Genomic DNA, 16,552 nt, shown 5'->3' with positions numbered 1-16,552 from the left:
TGCGTGGATGTTGTGCTGCAGCGCAGATTCGTTGTTTAGTGAGAGCGTGCGGGTGGTTGAGCACGCGTGGACTGTGGCGAAGGTCGGCAGGCGCAGAGGGCGTTAGCACTGCAAGGCATCGAGCGCTAACGTACGCTGGAAGCGGGTTTTCGCGGATCGCTGTTTTCTTACGCGACGCTTGTGCAAACGGCTGATTGGTCTACAGTGGAATCACTACCGCACTTAACGCACGTCACAACTAACCTCTCGTCGGCAGCCATGTCGGGATGAGGAAGCGTCTACGGGGGAGATATGGATATTTTCCGCCACTACGCAACGCGTTTTGAAGCTCGCAAAGAGGACGAGTACAGCATCCAGGAGTACCTGGATATCTGCAAGAAGGACTCGACCGCCTATGCGACTGCCGCCGAGCGCATGCTCACAGCGATCGGTCAGCCAGAACTGGTGGACACCCACCATGATCCTCGGCTGTCGCGATTGTTCTTCAACAAGGTCATCAAGATCTACCCGGCTTTCCGGGAGTTCTACGGCATGGAAGACACGATCGAGCAGATCGTCTCCTTCTTCAAGCATGCCGCGCAGGGTCTTGAAGAACGCAAGCAGATCCTCTACCTGCTTGGGCCTCCGGGCGGCGGCAAATCTTCGCTTGCCGAGAAGTTGAAGGCGTTGATGGAGCAAATTCCCATCTACGCGCTCAAGGGCTCGCCCATTCACGAGTCCCCGCTCGGGCTGTTCTCACCCGACGAAGACGGCAAGATTCTGGAGGAAGACTACGGTATCCCGAAGCGCTATCTGAACTCGATTGCCTCGCCGTGGGCGGTCAAACGGTTGCATGAGTTCAATGGCGATATCACGCGTTTCCGGGTGGTGAAGCTGCATCCGTCGGTGCTGTCGCAGATTGCGATTTCCAAGACGGAGCCGGGCGACGAAAACAATCAGGACATTTCGTCGCTGGTGGGCAAGGTCGACATTCGCAAGCTGGAGGACTATCCGCAGGATGATCCGGATGCATATTCGTATTCGGGCGGGCTGTGCCTGGCCAACCGCGGCTTGCTTGAGTTCGTCGAGATGTTCAAGGCGCCGATCAAGGTGCTGCACCCGTTGCTGACGGCCACGCAGGAGGGCAACTACAAGGGCACGGAAGGCTTTGGTGCGATCCCGTTCGATGGCGTCATCCTCGCGCACTCGAACGAGGCGGAGTGGCAGAGCTTCAAGTCTGACCGCAACAACGAGGCTTTTCTCGACCGCATCTATATCGTCAAGGTGCCGTACTGCCTGCGCGTGTCGGACGAGGTGAAGATTTACGACAAGCTGCTGCGCAACAGTTCACTGGCAGCAGCACCGTGCGCGCCGAACACGCTGAAGATGATGGGCCAGTTTGCGGTACTCACACGCATCAAGGAGCCCGAGAATTCCAACATCTTCTCGAAGATGCGCGTGTACGACGGCGAGAGCCTGAAAGATGTCGACCCCAAAGCCAAGTCATATCAGGAGTACCGCGACTTTGCCGGCATCGACGAGGGCATGACTGGGCTGTCGACGCGCTTTGCGTTCAAGGTGTTGTCGAAGGTGTTCAACTTTGATGGAACGGAAGTGGCGGCCAATCCGGTGCACTTGCTGTACGTGCTTGAACAGCAGATCGAGCGCGAGCAGTTTCCGCCGGAGACGGAATCCAGGCTGATGTCCTACATCAAGGAATACCTCACGTCGCCATATGTGGAGTTCATTGGCAAGGAAATACAAACCTCTTACCTGGAGTCGTATTCCGAGTACGGGCAGAACATCTTCGACCGCTACGTGGTGTTTGCCGATCTGTGGATCCAGGATCAGGAATACCGTGATCCGAACACTGGCGAGATTCTTGATCGCGGTGCGTTGAACGACGAACTGGAGAAGGTGGAAAAACCGGCGGGCATTTCCAACCCGAAGGATTTCCGCAATGAGATCGTCAACTTCGTGCTGCGCGCGCGGGCCAAGAACGGAGGCAAGAACCCGGTCTGGACGAGTTACGAGAAGCTGCGCGCGGTGATCGAGAAACGGATGTTCTCAACCACGGAAGACTTGCTGCCTGTGATCTCGTTCAACGCCAAGTCTTCGCATGACGACAAGGAGAAGCATGAAAACTTCGTCAACCGTATGGTTGAGAAAGGCTATACGCAGAAGCAGGTGCGCTTGCTCGTAGAGTGGTACCTGCGCGTTAGGAAGTCGTCTTAAGGAGGGCAGGCGCGACCCGGCGGACCACTTCCAAACGAGGGCAGTCACATGGGCACGATCATCGATCGGCGGGAGAACGGTGGCGGCAAGAGCACCGTCAACAAGCAACGCTTCATCAAGCGTTACCGGGACCAGATCCGCCGTGCGGTGGCCAAGGCGGTGACCGGCCGCAAGATCATGGACATCGAGCAGAGCGGGCAGGTGTCCATTCCGGTCAAGGATATCTCCGAGCCCATGTTTCACCATGGCTCGGGCGGGCGCCGCGAGGGCGTTCACCCGGGCAACAAGGAGTTCATTCGCGGCGACAGCTTTGACCGCCCGCAGCAGGGCAGCGGCGGAACGGGCTCACAGGCCAGCGACTCGGGCGAAGGCGAAGACGATTTCATCTTCACACTCTCGCGCGAGGACTTCCTCAACTTCTTCTTTGAAGACATGGCGCTGCCAGACTTAGCCAAGCGCAGCCTGGCCAAGATCGCGGAGGTGCGCAAGGTGCGCGCCGGTTTTTCGCTCGACGGCACACCCTCCAACTTGTCGATTCTGCGCACGATGCGCAGCTCGCTCGGCCGCCGCATCGCTTTGTCCAGTCCGTATCAGCGTCGCTTGCGTGAGCTCGAGCGGGAGTACAACGAAGAACTGGAGAACGACGGCCCATACACCGCACGCGCGCAAGAGTTGATGAAGGAGATGCGCCATCTGCGTTCCTGCCTCGATCGCGTGCCGTTTATTGAAAAGCTCGACCTGCGCTACAACAATCGCGTGCTGCGCAAGCGCCCGCAGGCGCAGGCGGTGATGTTCTGCGTGATGGACGTGTCCGGCTCGATGGACGAATCGCGCAAGGATCTCGCCAAGCGTTTCTTCATGCTGCTCTATCTGTTTTTGAAGCGGAATTACGAGCGCATCGACGTCGTCTTCATCCGCCACCATACCGTGGCCAAAGAGGTGGACGAAGAGGACTTTTTCCACTCGCGTGAATCCGGCGGCACTGTCGTGTCGAGCGCACTCAAACTGATGGCGGAAGTGATGCAGGAGCGCTATCCGCCGAGCCAATGGAACATCTATTGCGCGCAGGCTTCGGACGGTGATAACTGGGCAGGGGACTCGGAACTCTGCGCCAAGCTGCTGCGCGAAACGATCCTGCCGCTGACGCAGTATTACGCCTATGTCGAGGTGGTCTCCACGGAGCCGCAGAACCTGTGGGAGGAGTATCTTACGTTGAAGGCTGGGCACGAGAACTTCGCGATGCAGCGCATCCTCAAGCCGGATGAGATCTATCCGGTGCTGCACGAACTGTTTCAGAAGCGTGCCGCCTGATCGCTGATCGGTGGCAGAGCGTGCCATGGCAAACACGCGACCTGTGACCCTGTGTGATGGACCAACGGGAACGAGCATGGCCTACCTATCTACGGGCTCGGAGTGGACCTTCGAGCTGATCAGGTGCTACGACCAAAGCATCGCCCGCATTGCTGCCAATTTCGGCCTGGACACTTATCCGAACCAGATCGAGATCATCACCGCAGAGCAAATGCTCGATGCTTATGCTTCGTCTGGCCTGCCGCTGGGCTACAACCACTGGTCGTACGGCAAGCATTTCCTCGCATCCGAGCGCGGCTACCAACGCGGCCTGATGGGGCTCGCTTACGAGATCGTCATCAACTCCAACCCCTGCATCGCCTATCTGATGGAGGAGAACACGATGCCGATGCAGGCGCTGACCATCGCGCACGCGTGCTACGGCCACAACTCCTTCTTCAAAGGCAATTACCTCTTCCGCACATGGACGAACGCCGACGCGATCGTCGACTACCTGCTCTTTGCCAAGAACTACGTGGCCGAGTGCGAGCAGCGTTACGGCGAGCAGGAGGTGGAGCTGTTGCTCGATTCGTGCCACGCACTGCAGAACTACGGCGTGGATCGGTACCGACGGCCCAAGAAGCTGTCGATCAATGAGGAACAGGCCCGCCAGACCGAACGGGAGAAATACCTGGAAGCGCAGGTGAACGACCTGTGGCGCACGCTGCCCACGCACCGTTCGCATGCGCTGGCAACCAGGGACGACACCCCCGAGCCCGATCCGCAATTTCCGCCTGAGCCGGAAGAGAACCTGCTGTACTTCATTGAGAAGAACGCGCCCAAATTGCAGCCGTGGCAACGAGAGATCGTGCGCATCGTGCGCAAGATCGCGCAGTACTTTTATCCGCAGCGGCAGACCAAGGTGATGAACGAGGGCTGGGCCACGTTCTGGCATTACACCATCCTGCACAAGCTGTACGACGAGAAGCTCGTCAACGATGCGTTCATGCTCGAACTGCTGCAGGCGCACACCAACGTGATCTATCAGCCGCCGTTCAACAGCCCCTACTACAGCGGCCTGAACCCGTACACGCTGGGTTTCCTGATGTTCCAGGACATCCGCCGCATCTGCGAATCGCCCGAAGAAGAGGACTACCGCTGGGCGCCCGAAATTGCCGGCAGCGATTGGCAGACGACGCTCGACTTTGCCATGCGCAACTTCAAGGACGAGAGCTTCCTGCTGCAGTTCCTTTCGCCGCGCGTGATCCGCGAGTTGAAGCTGTTCTCCGTGCTGGATGACGACCGTGATGCCAAGCTGCGCGTCACCGCGATCCACGACGATGACGGTTATCGCAAGATCCGCGAGTTGCTGGCAGGGCAGTACGACCTGTCAAACATCGAGCCCAATATCCAGGTGACGAACGTTGATGTGGGAGGCGATCGCTCAATGACGCTGCGTCACTTGCAAAGCAGCCGCCGGCCTCTGGGGCCCAACTACGAAGAGATGCTCCGGCACGTTGTGCGCCTGTGGGGCTTTACGTGCCGGCTGGAGGTGGTCTACGAAGATGGGCGACGCGAGATGAAGCACGAATGCAAGCCTGACTAGCACGTGTCTGCTTGCACAAGGCCAGCATTGCGCTGGCCTTTTTTGTCGGCATCAGACGTGAGTGTCGGCCATGGTGCCCATGGTGCCCATAGTTCAACTGCAACTACATGCCGAAGCGGAAGTGTCCGCTGCGTAGCACGATGTTGTGCGAGTCGGTCAGCTTGAACAGCGACCGCGCCATGTCTTCAATGGTGCCGCGATGCGATTCCATGGCTTGCAGCAGATCTTCCTGCCGCCACGAGCGCGCGCCGAAATGCTCTTCGAGCGCTTCGGCCGTCACCGCGTAGCAGGCGAAGATGCCGTCGACACTTGCGGTGCAGGTGAGGGTGAGATCCGCAGCGCAATAGCGTGGCGGGCTGGTGTGGAACTCGATGATTTCCATGGCCGGCCTCCATGAAAAAACGGCGATGCGCCGTGCGCCGCCTTTCAACCAGTGTATGGCGTAGTCGCGTGAATGCAATGTAGGCGGCTCGATGTTTTCACGGGACGATGGTGGCGCCTGGCCCGTGACGTCTGACAAAGCTGCCGGAAGTCACGGGCAAGCGCAGTGCGCGGCGCTATATCGCGCACATCTGCAGGCGGACGAGGCTCGCCCTGCAGCGTGAGAGCCAGAGCGCAGCCTCGGTGCGGTTGTTGACGCCAATTTGCCGGAACAAGGCGTACAGATGGTTTTTGATCGTGCCCTCCGCCACGTTCAGCACGCGGCAGATTTGCTTGTTGGATTTGCCTTCTGCAAGCAGTTGCAGCACCTCATGCTGTCGCGGTGTGAGACGGCGCCAGAGCTCGGCCGGGCTTTCTCCCGAGCTTTGACGCGGGTCGTCGGGGGAGAGATTGCTGATCGGTGGCAAGTAGACCGCACCCGAGGTGATGCGCTGCAGGGCTTCGAGCAGAATGTCGGCGGTGGCCTGCCGGTCGACCACTCCGGCGGCGCCAAAGCGCAGCGCATCGCCCACCACGTGCCGGCCAACGGCTTGCACGGTCAGCAAGACCGGCACTTCGGGCAGCGCCGCTTTCAACTCCGACAAACGCTGTCGCGCGTCGTCGTCTTGCGCGCTCCATTCCATCACGACGGCTCTCGGTTCAGCTTCCCTGCAAGCCGGTCCGATTTGCGTAGCGTAATGCGTATCGATAAACACACCCTGCGCGTCGAGTGCATTCAATACATTGGACACACCTGCCGCAAAAAGCGGCAAGCTATCGATTACAAGAATATTCATCGACCCCTCGTACTTCAGTTAATTATTTTCAGTGAAACTGATTGTTTTGTAGGGCGGGATCGATCCGGATGCATTGAAACCGAAGTTCAGTGCCGAAAGTCACGGGCAGCCTATTGATACGTTCTGGGCCACTGCTCCGTGGCCTTGGCTGGGACTTTTGAGGCATCGAACCGCGTAGAAAAAGCGCTTACTTTGGATTCCGGCGCACAGGCCTGTGCGTCCAAATAATTCAATGTGAGGAGTTTTAAATGGACACCGGATTTATCGGATCGGTTATCAATGCGCTGCCGATCGACAAGATGATCTCCGCGCCGCTGCAAGCCATGATCGCGGCGCAAACGTCAGCGGCAAAATCCTATGCAGATTTTCTGCTGCAGGTGTGTATTCAGAACGGCAAGGCGGTTGCCGTGCAGTTTGATTACGACGAAACCCTGGTCGATGAGCAGGGTGTGTCGCAGGGCACGATTCAGAAGACCATGCGTATTCCGCTGCTGTGCGCGGTTGTGCATCCGGTAATCGCCATCGAAGAAGGTACGATCGACTTCGAGCTGGAGATTTCGCAGTCGGAGAAATCGTCGTCCAGCACCGAGGCGGAAGGGTCGTTCCAGGCCAAGCTCGGCTGGGGGCCGTTCAGCGTGTCTGTGTCGGGCCGAGCCTCGCACAAGTCTGAACAGACGCGCAGCACCGATACGCGTGCCAAGTACTCGTTCCATACCCAGGTCAAGCGCCAGAACCCGCCGGAAGCACTGATGCGCGTGATGGAGTTCTTGACTGACGCGGCAACCAAACCGGTGGTCGTCAAGGGCAAGGAGAAGGACGTCAAGCCGCTGCCCGCCACGCCGACCGACGGCACGATGGTCGGCGAGAAGGTGCCGTCGGGTGGTAACGCACCAGCCCCGGCCCCTGCCAACCCCTAAGCAGCCAAGGCAATGAACGCCGGCCGGGCTCCCCACGGCCGGTGTCCTGATCGGTGCGCGCCTTGCCGCGCGCCGCCTGTTGATCTGATCGACCCGACCGACCCGACACCATGTTCAAACTCTTCAGCCGCCGCCGGCGTGATGACGACCGAGCGTCGTCAACGCCTGCCCCACCATCGGCGCCCGCCGTGAGGGTGCCGCCTGCATCAGCGCAGCCCGCAGCGCCTTCCGCAACAGCGCCGTTTCCTGAGGCCGCACCCGATGCGTCTCCGCCGTCGCCGCCCAATGCATCACCGCCTGGAAGCGGCGCGGGCGGCGGCAATCACAGCCACGATCATCCGGGCTTGAATGGCTTGACGCTCGACGACATCACGCGCGGCATGCAGCACGCCGCCGCTTCTGCCAACCAGATGCTTGCGCAGCAGTACACCGCGCTGCTCGATCAGTTCTTCGACGCGGATGACAGCGGCACGCTGGTCGCCCGCGAAGTGGAGCTTGCGCTCGACAGCCAACACCGGCTGGCGCTGCCGCTGGTGTCGCTGGCAATGCCGCGTGGCCTGGCGCTGGAGGAAATGACGGTGAACATGACCGTGCGCAGCGACATCGCCGAGACGCTGCCCGCGCACGGCGAGGGCACTGGCGGCGTTGGCCGATTCTACGTCTCGCTTGCACCGCATTCCAAGCGTGACACCGGCCGCGACAGCGAGCACATCGACATCGAGATGAAGTTCACCGCGCTGCCGCCGCCCGAGGCGGTGATGCGGCTGATTGACGAATACACGAATCGGCTGGTGCCAAGGCCTGTGCAGCCGCATGCCGCCGGCTCCGATGCAACCGGCACACCCCAGGAGAAGCGCGATGAGCACTGAGCACAACCCGCGCACCACCGGCGAGCAAGGCCTCGCCTTAATCAAGGAATCGGAAGGGCTGCGACTGTCGACGTATCTGGATGCCGTGGGCAAGCCGACCATCGGCTACGGCCACCTGATCCGCCCTGGCGAAACCTTCAAGGGGCCCATCTCGCAGCAGCAGGCGGAAGCGCTACTGCGCAAGGACTTGGCTGACACCGAGCAGGGCATCGCCAAAGCCGTGCGCGTGTCGATAACGCAGGGGCAGTTTGACGCGCTGGCGTCGTTCGTCTTCAACCTGGGGGCGGGGCGGCTGCGTTCGTCGACGCTGCTGCGCAAGCTCAACGCGGGCGACTACGCCGGCGCGGCCAACCAATTCCTGCTGTGGGACAAGGCTGGCGGCAAGCCGCTCAAGGGGCTGACGAAACGTCGGCAGGCCGAGCGCAAGTTGTTCCTGTCCTGATTCACAAGCACGTTACTTCAACGGAGAAGCTCGCATGCATACCGAACCGATGTCTGTGATTCCCACCACCCGCCCGCGCCGCCTGTATCGCGCACTGACATGGCTTGCCGCCGCAGCCATTGCGATTGGCATGTCTTACGCCCGCGCAGCCGACAATGCCGCACCCAGTTGCGCAGCAGAGGCTCAGCGCGTCCGCACCGAACTCGGAAACCAGGAGCTGCCGACTTTCAACGATCAAGCCGCGCGGTATCTGGCTGATACGTTGAATCAGCTCTACGCATACGGCACGCTGCCCAACCGGTACGTACCGGAGCGCCAGGCCAACTGGGAACCGGGCACTAACCGCCCCGCCATGATGCAGAAGCGCAGCATCGGTGGCGATTCATGGGCACAGGCTGGGCTGCTGCAGGCGGATATTGACGATGGCCTTTCGAAGCGCGGCCCGCTGCGGCTGATCTATGCGCAGGACGGCAAGCCGCAGTACGTCACCACCACCGCCGCCAATGCGCCGCAGATCCAGACGCAGCGCTGCGCGGGCAAGTGAGCGTGACCCTGGCCGCGTCAGGCGCCTGCCTGGCGCGCCATTTCGACGCCCTTGTTGGCCAGCGCATCCGCGCGCTCGTTGCCGGGGTGGCCGGCATGGCCCTTGACCCAGTGCCAGCTCACGTCATGCCCAATAACAAGTTCGTCGAGCGTGCGCCAGAGGTCGTCGTTCTTGACCGGCTTCTTGTCTGCGGTCTTCCAACCGCGCGCCTTCCAGCCGGCCAGCCATTCGCTGATGCCTTTCTGCACGTACTGCGAATCTGTGTACACCTGCACCCGGCACGGACGCTTGAGCGCGCGGAAGGCCTCGATTACCGCCATCAACTCCATGCGGTTGTTAGTGGTAAGCGCTTCGCCGCCGAAGAGCTCTTTTTCGTGGCTGCCCGAGACGAGCACGGTGCCCCAGCCGCCAAGGCCGGGGTTGCCCTTGCATGCGCCATCGGAATAAACGGTGACTTCCTGCATTAAGAAACGATGGGTGATCAGTGAGTGAAGCGGCCGCGCTCAGGCGCCCGATTTGCCGTCGCGCGCCGTGGCCGATGGCGCCTTGGTGGAGTGCGAGCCCGAAGGCGTTGCGACCGGAGTGCCGGCCGGTACCAGCCCCGGCGACTTGCGCGTCTTCCACGCCGGGCCCACCAGGCGCATGGTGCGCACGCGCTTGACAGCCTGCAGCATGTAGACCGCACCGAAGATCGGCCACCAGCGGTCGCCGGCCTTCTCCATGAAGGCAGTGCGCTGCAGCCATTTGTCCGAGCGATTGGGCGGGCAGTAGCAGCCGAAACGGCCGCGCACGATATCAAATCCGAGCAGCTTGAGCCAGTCTTTCAGGCGCGTGAACGCAATCATCTGGCTCTGCGCGGGCAGGAACGATTCCGTGCCCAGGCGTCGCATGCCCTGGCGCATGCCCCACAGGCTCAACGGATTGAAGCCCGTGATGATCAGCCGCCCCTCGGGCATCAGCACGCGCGCCACTTCGCGCAGCACTTCGTGCGGGTCGTCAGTAAATTCAAGCACGTGGGGCAGGGCGACGAGGTCGATGCTTTGCGAGGCGAAGGGCAACTCGTCGTAGCGGCAAATCACGCGCGGCGTGGCTTGGCGCTGCGGCGTATTGGCGTCGGATTGGCCGTCGCCCGTATCGGCGGGTTCAGCCGGATCGCCATCCATCGGGTCGAGTGTTTCGGTCGGGGCAGTGGGGTCGATGTCGTCCACCACGCGGGCGATCAGCGGGATGCGGTTCTCACGTAACGCGCCAAAACCAGGGTGGCCAAGCTGCAATGCGTGAAAGCCGAACATGTCAGCCACCGTGCGATCGAACTGGGCCTGCTCCCAGCGCAGGACGTATTGCCCGGGGGGCGAAGCCAGCCAGTGGTGCCAATCTATAATGCGACGATCGTTAGAGGAGTCGGACATGGTCCAGGGCGGTGTGCCGCGTAGTGGGGCGCTTGAGGTCGAGGCGATCGCTGCGTTTGCCGACAATTATATTTGGGCACTACACGATGGCCGTGTGGCTGCGGTCGTCGATCCAGGCGACGCGCAAGCGGTGCTGCGCTTCCTGAAGGAACGCGGGCTCGCGCTCGGTGCCATTGTAATCACACATCATCACGGCGATCACGTCGGCGGGGTGCGCGAACTGCTTGCGGCGTATCCGGAGAATCCCGAGGGTGCGCCGCTGCAGGTGATCGGCCCGGCGGGTGAATCGATTCCATGCCGCACGCACGCCGTGCGCGAAGGCGACGTCGTTACGCTCATGCAGCCAGCCGCCGTGTTCAGGGTGATCGATGTGCCCGGTCATACCAGCGGACACGTCGCTTATGTGGGGCACCTTCAGGGTAAAGCCGCATCGGCGAGCCTGTTTTGTGGCGATACACTCTTCGCCACCGGTTGCGGCCGGCTTTTTGAAGGGTCGCCTGCGCAGATGCGGGCGTCGCTGGCCAAGCTGGCGGCGCTGGCGCCCGATACGCGTGTCTATTGCGCGCATGAATACACTGCATCGAATGTGCGCTTTGCGCGTGCAGTCGAACCTGGCAACGCCGATCTGGCGGCCTGGGAGGATGAGGTAACGGCGTTGCGGGCCGAGGGCCGCTCGACTGTGCCCACCACCATTGGCCACGAGCTTGCGACCAACCCCTTCATGCGATCGGATGACGCCAATGTGACGCAGGCCGTGGCGCGCCATGCCGGTATTGATGACGCGGATCCGGTTACGGTATTCGCCGCGTTGCGCCAGTGGAAGAACGATTTCCGTTGAGAATGCTCGGCGCGTGGGCGATGACGAAGCCCGATGTGACGCATTCGGCAGGTGCAACGCCGGGTGAACGTGGGTTGACGCGGTTGGATGCGTTTCTTACTATCTGGGGCAATTTTTAGCCCTAACCCCTCAGAACTTGATGCGATCCGTGCGACTTCTTGCGGCAACTGTGCTCAGTCTGCTCCTCGCGGCCTGTGCTACGGCCCCCGGGCCGAATGCCGACACAGCCAGCACTGGCGCCTCCACTTTCGCCGGCCAGGCTTCTGCGCCGGTCGTCAATGTCGATCAGCAGGCCGTGGCTTCCCTGAAAGGGCCAGCCAAGGATCTTTGGGCGCGCATTCGCCAGGGTTTCTCCATGCCCGATCTGCAAAGCTCGGCCGTGGACGATCGTACCGACTGGTATGCGCAGCGCCCGGACGCCTTCCGCCGCATGGTGGATCGCTCCAATCGCTACCTGTATCACATCGTCGAAGAGCTGGAGCGGCGCAATATGCCCACCGAGCTGGCGCTACTGCCGTTCGTGGAAAGCGCGTTCAACCCGCAGGCTGTGTCGAGCGCCAAGGCCGCCGGGATGTGGCAGTTCATCCCGAGCACAGGCAAAACCTATAACCTCAAGCAGAACGTATTCCAGGACGAACGCCGCGATGTGCTGGCCTCGACCGACGCTGCGCTTGACTATCTTTCCAAGTTGCACGACCAGTTTGGCGACTGGCAACTTGCCCTGGCCGCCTACAACTGGGGCGAGGGCGCGGTCGCGCGGGCGATTGCGCGCAACCAGGCCGCGGGCCTGGCGACGGATTACGTCAACCTGAATATGCCCGCCGAGACGCGCATGTATGTGCCCAAGCTCCAAGCAGTGAAAAACATCATTGCCAACCCGGAGCGTTACGGCGTCACGTTGCCGGAGATCCCGAACCATCCATACTTTGTCACCGTCACCACTTCGCGTGACATTGATGTGACGCTGGCGGCCAAACTGGCCAACCTGCCGATGGACGAATTCAAGGCGTTGAATCCGTCGTTCAACCGGCCGGTCATCCTGGGGGCGTCGAACCCGCAGATCCTGCTGCCGTACGACAACGCGGAAACGTTCCAATACAACCTGAATACCTATCGTGGAGGTCTGTCCAGCTGGACGGCCGTGACGGTTGGCAATCGCGAACGTGTGGAAGCGTTGGCGGCACGCCTGAAGGTCGACCCCGACACCATTCGCGAGATCAATCGCATCCCGAAGGGCATGCGTCTGAAGGCCGGGTCCACCGTGGTGGTGCCCCGTGCCGACGGCGCCCAGGAAAACGCGCCCGACATCAGCCCCGAGCTGGCTGAGAACGCCACCATGGCGGTCGAGCCCGACATGCCGGACCTGAGAAAGGTGGTGGTGCGCGCGGGCAAGCGCGACACGGTTGCCGGCCTGTCGCGGCGCTACGGCGTGTCGGTCGCACAGATCCGGGCCTGGAATCAGTTGCCCGGCGACGCCATTCCCAAGGGCCGCAGCGTCGTGCTGATGCTGCCGCAAGCGAGCGGTGGCGGTCGCGGCGGACGTGTGCGCGTGATGCGCGTGTCAGCCACAACGTCGCGTGCCACCGCGGCAACCACACGCGTGCCGACCGCGAAGGTGGCCGGCAAACCCGTGGTCAAAGCTAAACCGGTGGCAGCCTCATCGACCTCGGTCAAGCGCAAGAAGCGCTAAGGCTGGCATGAGAAACGGCGTCCTGCGGGGCGCCGTTTTGTTTTGGGGCGGCGGTAAGACCTGCGTAAGTTGACGATCGCAAAGTAGTCGCATCGAGCACACCCAAGATTGAGCCGTCGCACACGATGGCCAGGAGACAACGTCATGCCCATGTCCGCCGCATACCGCGCGCTGTATCAGCGTTCCATTGACGATCCCGCTGGCTTTTGGGGTGAGCAGGCCCGGCGCGTCGAGTGGCAAACGCCGTATTCCGCTGTCCTTGATGATTCGCGCCTTCCGTTTGCGCGGTGGTTTGTGGGCGGGCGTATCAACCTGTGCCATAACGCCGTCGACCGGCATCTCGCCACGCGCGGCGAGCAGGTGGCGCTTGTGTATGTCTCCACCGAAACAGGGGTCGAGACCTCGTTCACGTATCGCCAGCTTTATCGCGAGGTGAACCGCATGGCCGCCAGCCTTCAGGCGCTGGGCGTCAAGCGCGGTGATCGCGTGCTGATCTATCTGCCGATGATTCCCGAGGCCGCATTCGCCATGCTGGCCTGTGCACGTATTGGGGCGATTCATTCGGTGGTGTTCGGGGGCTTCGCGTCCAACAGCCTCGCCACGCGCATCGACGACGCGACGCCACGCGTCATCATCAGCGCGGACGCGGGCTCGCGCGCTGGCAAGGTGGTGGCGTACAAGCCGCTGCTCGACGCGGCCATCGATTTAGCGGCGCACAAGCCCGAGCGCGTGCTGATGGTGAATCGCAATCTCGCGCCAGTGCAGCACGCCGCGCGTGATGCCGATTACGCAACGCTCGCCGCGCAGCACGCTGATGCCGATGTGCCGTGCGAATGGATGGAAGCGAGCGAGCCTTCGTACATCCTCTACACCTCGGGCACGACCGGCAAACCGAAAGGCGTGCAGCGCGACACCGGCGGCTATGCGGTGGCGTTGGCCGCGTCCGTGCCGCTCATCTTCGGCGCACAGGCCGGCGACACGATGTTTACGGCGTCGGATGTTGGCTGGGTGGTGGGGCACAGCTACATCGTCTATGCGCCGTTGCTTGCAGGCCTGACGACGGTTATGTACGAAGGCACGCCGATTCGCCCTGACGGCGCGATCTGGTGGCGCATCGTCGAGCAGTACCGCGTGAATGTGATGTTCACCGCGCCGACGGCTATTCGCGTGCTCAAGAAGCAGGACCCGGCGCTGCTGCAGCGGCATGATCTGTCGAGCCTGCGACGCCTGTTCCTGGCCGGTGAGCCGCTGGATGAGCCGACCGCACACTGGATCGGCGAAGCCCTGCACAAGCCCATCGTCGATAACTATTGGCAGACCGAAACTGGCTGGCCGATGCTTGCCATCCCTCAGGGCGTGGAGCCATCGACGCAGAAGATCGGTTCGCCCGGTTTTCCGGTCTACGGCTACAAGCTCGACATCCTGGATGAGGCGACCGGTGAGCCCTGTACCCCCGGCGAGAAAGGCTTGGTGGCCGTCGCCGCGCCGCTGCCGCCAGGTTGCATGACCACCGTCTGGGGAGACGACGCGCGCTTCCTGAACACATACTGGTCTGCGTTCCCCGGCCGGCACATCTATTCGAGTTTTGACTGGGGGGTGCGCGACGCAGAGGGTTACGTCACCATTCTCGGTCGCACCGATGATGTGATCAACGTAGCGGGCCACCGCCTGGGTACGCGTGAGATCGAAGAGAGCCTGTCGTCGCATCCCGCTGTCGCCGAGGTGGCGGTGGTGGGCGTGGCCGATCAACTCAAAGGGCAGGTGGCAATGGGGTTTGCCATCGTGCGTGATGCGTCGCGCGTTGCCAATCCGGAAGACCGCTTGGCGCTGGAGGGCGAACTGATGCGCACGGTCGAGGCGCAGTTGGGCGCGGTGGCGCGGCCTTCACGCGTGTTTTTTGTCGCGGCGTTGCCCAAGACGCGTTCCGGCAAGCTGCTGCGCCGCGCGATGCAGGCGGTGGCGGAGGGGCGCGATCCGGGTGACCTGACGACCATTGAAGATCCCACCGCGCTGGCGCAGGTGCGGGCGGCGTTGCGCGGGGAGTAAGGCCGGAGAAAGTGACGTTTTCGCCAGCCGGGAACTGGCTTCGCGAGCACTGCGGGACGTCACAATTCACGCGGTACTCGGCGTTAAGTCCTTCCTTTTATTGAGTTTTTTGCGGTGCGCGGGTATAATCGTCAGGTTTGAGTTCAGAAACCCATCACCCTAGCGCCAACCGCTTCCTACCTCCCGCCTACCGCCCCGTCTGCCTCGTTTCTTGGTGAGTTTTGCCCCAGTCCCGACGCGCAAACGGCCCGGATTCCGCGCAGCCGGAATTCCGCTTCGGCGCCAAGGTGTTCAGGTCGGCACAGGGTGAATCCAGCAGGAGCTACCCGTGTTGCCGTCTTTCCCGCCCGCCATTCTCGCGCTTGCAGACGGCACGGTCTTTCGTGGCTATTCCATCGGTGCGGCCGGTCATACGATCGGCGAAGTGGTGTTCAACACCGCCATCACCGGCTATCAGGAAATCCTTACCGATCCGAGCTACTCGCGCCAGATCGTCACGCTTACGTACCCGCATATCGGCAACGTTGGCGTGAATCGTGAGGACGTCGAAGCCACGAAAGTCCATGCCGCCGGCCTCATCATCAAGGATCTGCCGCTGCTCGCGTCGAACTTCCGCAAGGAGCATTCGCTCTCGCACTACCTGAAGGGCGAGAAAGTCGTTGCCATTGCCGGCATCGACACCCGCAAGCTGACGCGCATCCTGCGCGAGAAGGGCGCCCAGAACGGCTGCATCCTGGCCGGCGAAGACAACGTGCAGAAGGCGATCGACCTGGCGCGCTCGTTCCCGGGCCTGTCGGGCATGGATCTGGCGAAAGTGGTGTCTGTTGCAGAGCCGTACGAGTGGACCCAGACCGAATGGGCGCTGGGCCGCGGCTACGGCAAGCAGGAGGCTCCGAAGTACCACGTGGTTGCGTATGACTTTGGCGTCAAGTTCAACATCCTGCGCATGCTGGCCGAGCGCGGCTGTCGCGTGACGGTGGTGCCGGCGCAAACCAGTGCCGCCGATGTGCTGGCGCACAACCCGGACGGCGTGTTCCTCTCCAACGGCCCTGGTGATCCGGAGCCGTGCGATTACGCCATCGCCGCCACGAAGGCGTTCCTTGAGCGCCGCATCCCGACGTTCGGCATCTGCCTGGGGCACCAGATCATGGGCCTGGCCGTCGGCGCCAAGACGCTCAAGATGAAGACCGGTCACCACGGCGCCAACCACCCGGTCAAGGATTTGCAGGACGGCCGCGTGGTCATCACCTCGCAGAACCACGGTTTTGCGGTGGACCCGGCATCGCTGCCGGCCAATGCACGCGTGACGCACGTCTCGCTGTTTGATGGCACGCTGCAGGGCTTCGAACTGACCGACCGCCCGGCGTTCTGCTTCCAGGGTCACCCGGAAGCGTCGCCCGGTCCGCACGACATCGCGTACCTGTTCGACCGCTTCACTGCAGCGATGGACGCAGCGAAGCAGTAACACAA

15 protein-coding genes are annotated in these 16,552 nt (G+C 62.0%); 11 read left to right on the top strand and 4 right to left on the bottom strand.

Annotated elements, in window-relative coordinates; all coding sequences use genetic code 11:
* Positions 1-291: 291 nt before the first annotated feature.
* The 3 genes from PSUB009319_RS17935 (at position 292) to PSUB009319_RS17925 (ending at position 5,110) form a co-directional block, all read left to right on the top strand.
* Positions 292-2,214, top strand: a complete 1,923-nt coding sequence (locus PSUB009319_RS17935; protein WP_124383554.1) for a PrkA family serine protein kinase — start codon at positions 292-294, stop codon at positions 2,212-2,214.
* A gap of 48 nt (positions 2,215-2,262) precedes the next feature.
* Positions 2,263-3,525 (top strand): YeaH/YhbH family protein, encoded by a 1,263-nt coding sequence (locus tag PSUB009319_RS17930; RefSeq protein WP_124383553.1) that lies wholly within the window; start codon positions 2,263-2,265, stop codon positions 3,523-3,525.
* 76 nt (positions 3,526-3,601) lie between these two features.
* The gene (locus PSUB009319_RS17925; protein ID WP_124383552.1) at positions 3,602-5,110 is read left to right on the top strand and encodes a SpoVR family protein; all 1,509 of its coding nucleotides are present in this window, start codon (positions 3,602-3,604) and stop codon (positions 5,108-5,110) included.
* A 103-nt stretch (positions 5,111-5,213) separates the two neighbouring features.
* On the opposite strand, the gene PSUB009319_RS17920 is transcribed toward PSUB009319_RS17925, so the two are convergent.
* Positions 5,214-5,492: a DUF1488 domain-containing protein gene (locus PSUB009319_RS17920; protein WP_124383551.1), complete on the bottom strand. Its 279-nt coding sequence runs from the start codon at positions 5,490-5,492 to the stop codon at positions 5,214-5,216.
* A gap of 175 nt (positions 5,493-5,667) precedes the next feature.
* Positions 5,668-6,327: a response regulator transcription factor gene (locus tag PSUB009319_RS17915; protein ID WP_124383550.1), complete on the bottom strand. Its 660-nt coding sequence runs from the start codon at positions 6,325-6,327 to the stop codon at positions 5,668-5,670.
* Between the two features lie 248 nt (positions 6,328-6,575).
* Here PSUB009319_RS17915 and PSUB009319_RS17910 point away from each other — a divergent pair, with 248 nt between their 5' ends.
* The 4 genes from PSUB009319_RS17910 to PSUB009319_RS17895 all read left to right on the top strand — a co-directional run bounded on the left by PSUB009319_RS17910 (position 6,576) and on the right by PSUB009319_RS17895 (position 9,099).
* Positions 6,576-7,244 carry a DUF2589 domain-containing protein gene (locus tag PSUB009319_RS17910; protein ID WP_124383549.1) on the top strand — a complete coding sequence of 223 codons (669 nt, stop codon included), beginning with the start codon at positions 6,576-6,578 and terminating at the stop codon, positions 7,242-7,244.
* Positions 7,245-7,354: 110 nt separating this feature from the next.
* The gene (locus tag PSUB009319_RS17905; RefSeq protein WP_124383548.1) at positions 7,355-8,113 is read left to right on the top strand and encodes a DUF2589 domain-containing protein; all 759 of its coding nucleotides are present in this window, start codon (positions 7,355-7,357) and stop codon (positions 8,111-8,113) included.
* Positions 8,103-8,555: a lysozyme gene (locus PSUB009319_RS17900; RefSeq protein WP_124383547.1), complete on the top strand. Its 453-nt coding sequence runs from the start codon at positions 8,103-8,105 to the stop codon at positions 8,553-8,555. Before PSUB009319_RS17905 ends, PSUB009319_RS17900 begins: the two co-directional genes overlap by 11 nt.
* 34 nt (positions 8,556-8,589) lie before the next feature.
* A complete protein-coding gene (locus PSUB009319_RS17895; RefSeq protein ID WP_124383546.1) occupies positions 8,590-9,099 on the top strand; it encodes a hypothetical protein in 510 nt (169 codons plus the stop codon).
* Positions 9,100-9,116: 17 nt separating this feature from the next.
* Here the strand turns inward: PSUB009319_RS17895 and rnhA are convergent, their stop codons facing one another.
* Both rnhA and PSUB009319_RS17885 read right to left on the bottom strand, forming a co-directional pair.
* Entirely contained in the window at positions 9,117-9,563 is a 447-nt protein-coding gene (gene rnhA, locus PSUB009319_RS17890; RefSeq protein WP_124383545.1) for a ribonuclease HI, read from the bottom strand.
* Between the two features lie 39 nt (positions 9,564-9,602).
* On the bottom strand, positions 9,603-10,391 hold the full coding sequence (locus PSUB009319_RS17885) for a class I SAM-dependent methyltransferase (protein ID WP_124383544.1): 789 nt from the start codon (positions 10,389-10,391) through the stop codon (positions 9,603-9,605).
* A 115-nt stretch (positions 10,392-10,506) separates the two neighbouring features.
* On the opposite strand from PSUB009319_RS17885, the gene gloB reads away from it, so the two are divergent.
* The 4 genes from gloB to carA all read left to right on the top strand — a co-directional run bounded on the left by gloB (position 10,507) and on the right by carA (position 16,547).
* Positions 10,507-11,346: a hydroxyacylglutathione hydrolase gene (gene gloB / locus PSUB009319_RS17880; RefSeq protein WP_124383628.1), complete on the top strand. Its 840-nt coding sequence runs from the start codon at positions 10,507-10,509 to the stop codon at positions 11,344-11,346.
* 139 nt (positions 11,347-11,485) lie between these two features.
* Complete coding sequence (locus tag PSUB009319_RS17875; protein WP_124383543.1) at positions 11,486-13,036, top strand: transglycosylase SLT domain-containing protein; 1,551 nt, start codon at positions 11,486-11,488, stop codon at positions 13,034-13,036.
* Between the two features lie 144 nt (positions 13,037-13,180).
* Positions 13,181-15,082, top strand: coding sequence for a propionate--CoA ligase (prpE, locus tag PSUB009319_RS17870; protein ID WP_124383542.1), 1,902 nt, complete (start codon positions 13,181-13,183; stop codon positions 15,080-15,082).
* A gap of 328 nt (positions 15,083-15,410) precedes the next feature.
* Positions 15,411-16,547, top strand: coding sequence for a glutamine-hydrolyzing carbamoyl-phosphate synthase small subunit (gene carA / locus PSUB009319_RS17865; RefSeq protein ID WP_124383541.1), 1,137 nt, complete (start codon positions 15,411-15,413; stop codon positions 16,545-16,547).
* The last annotated feature ends 5 nt before the right edge of the window (positions 16,548-16,552 follow it).

It is taken from the genome of Ralstonia sp. SET104 (genome assembly GCF_003851545.1).
In the GTDB taxonomy this organism is placed as follows: Bacteria; Pseudomonadota; Gammaproteobacteria; order Burkholderiales; family Burkholderiaceae; genus Ralstonia.
Note: the sequence above shows the minus strand (reverse complement) of the source record. Positions and strands in the feature narration are given on the sequence as shown.

What these genes read in the sequence shown, in the direction of transcription:
- PSUB009319_RS17930 (WP_124383553.1), top strand. Translation starts at nt 2,263, where the DNA reads ATGGGCACGATCATCGATCGGCGGGAGAACGGTGGCGGCAAGAGCACC.
- PSUB009319_RS17925 (WP_124383552.1), top strand. Translation starts at nt 3,602, where the DNA reads ATGGCCTACCTATCTACGGGCTCGGAGTGGACCTTCGAGCTGATCAGG.
- PSUB009319_RS17920 (WP_124383551.1), bottom strand. Translation starts at nt 5,492, where the DNA reads ATGGAAATCATCGAGTTCCACACCAGCCCGCCACGCTATTGCGCTGCG.
- prpE (WP_124383542.1), top strand. Translation starts at nt 13,181, where the DNA reads ATGCCCATGTCCGCCGCATACCGCGCGCTGTATCAGCGTTCCATTGAC.
- PSUB009319_RS17875 (WP_124383543.1), top strand. Translation starts at nt 11,486, where the DNA reads ATGCGATCCGTGCGACTTCTTGCGGCAACTGTGCTCAGTCTGCTCCTC.
- PSUB009319_RS17935 (WP_124383554.1), top strand. Translation starts at nt 292, where the DNA reads ATGGATATTTTCCGCCACTACGCAACGCGTTTTGAAGCTCGCAAAGAG.
- gloB (WP_124383628.1), top strand. Translation starts at nt 10,507, where the DNA reads ATGGTCCAGGGCGGTGTGCCGCGTAGTGGGGCGCTTGAGGTCGAGGCG.
- PSUB009319_RS17900 (WP_124383547.1), top strand. Translation starts at nt 8,103, where the DNA reads ATGAGCACTGAGCACAACCCGCGCACCACCGGCGAGCAAGGCCTCGCC.
- PSUB009319_RS17885 (WP_124383544.1), bottom strand. Translation starts at nt 10,391, where the DNA reads ATGTTCGGCTTTCACGCATTGCAGCTTGGCCACCCTGGTTTTGGCGCG.
- PSUB009319_RS17895 (WP_124383546.1), top strand. Translation starts at nt 8,590, where the DNA reads ATGCATACCGAACCGATGTCTGTGATTCCCACCACCCGCCCGCGCCGC.
- PSUB009319_RS17915 (WP_124383550.1), bottom strand. Translation starts at nt 6,327, where the DNA reads ATGAATATTCTTGTAATCGATAGCTTGCCGCTTTTTGCGGCAGGTGTG.
- rnhA (WP_124383545.1), bottom strand. Translation starts at nt 9,563, where the DNA reads ATGCAGGAAGTCACCGTTTATTCCGATGGCGCATGCAAGGGCAACCCC.
- PSUB009319_RS17910 (WP_124383549.1), top strand. Translation starts at nt 6,576, where the DNA reads ATGGACACCGGATTTATCGGATCGGTTATCAATGCGCTGCCGATCGAC.
- PSUB009319_RS17905 (WP_124383548.1), top strand. Translation starts at nt 7,355, where the DNA reads ATGTTCAAACTCTTCAGCCGCCGCCGGCGTGATGACGACCGAGCGTCG.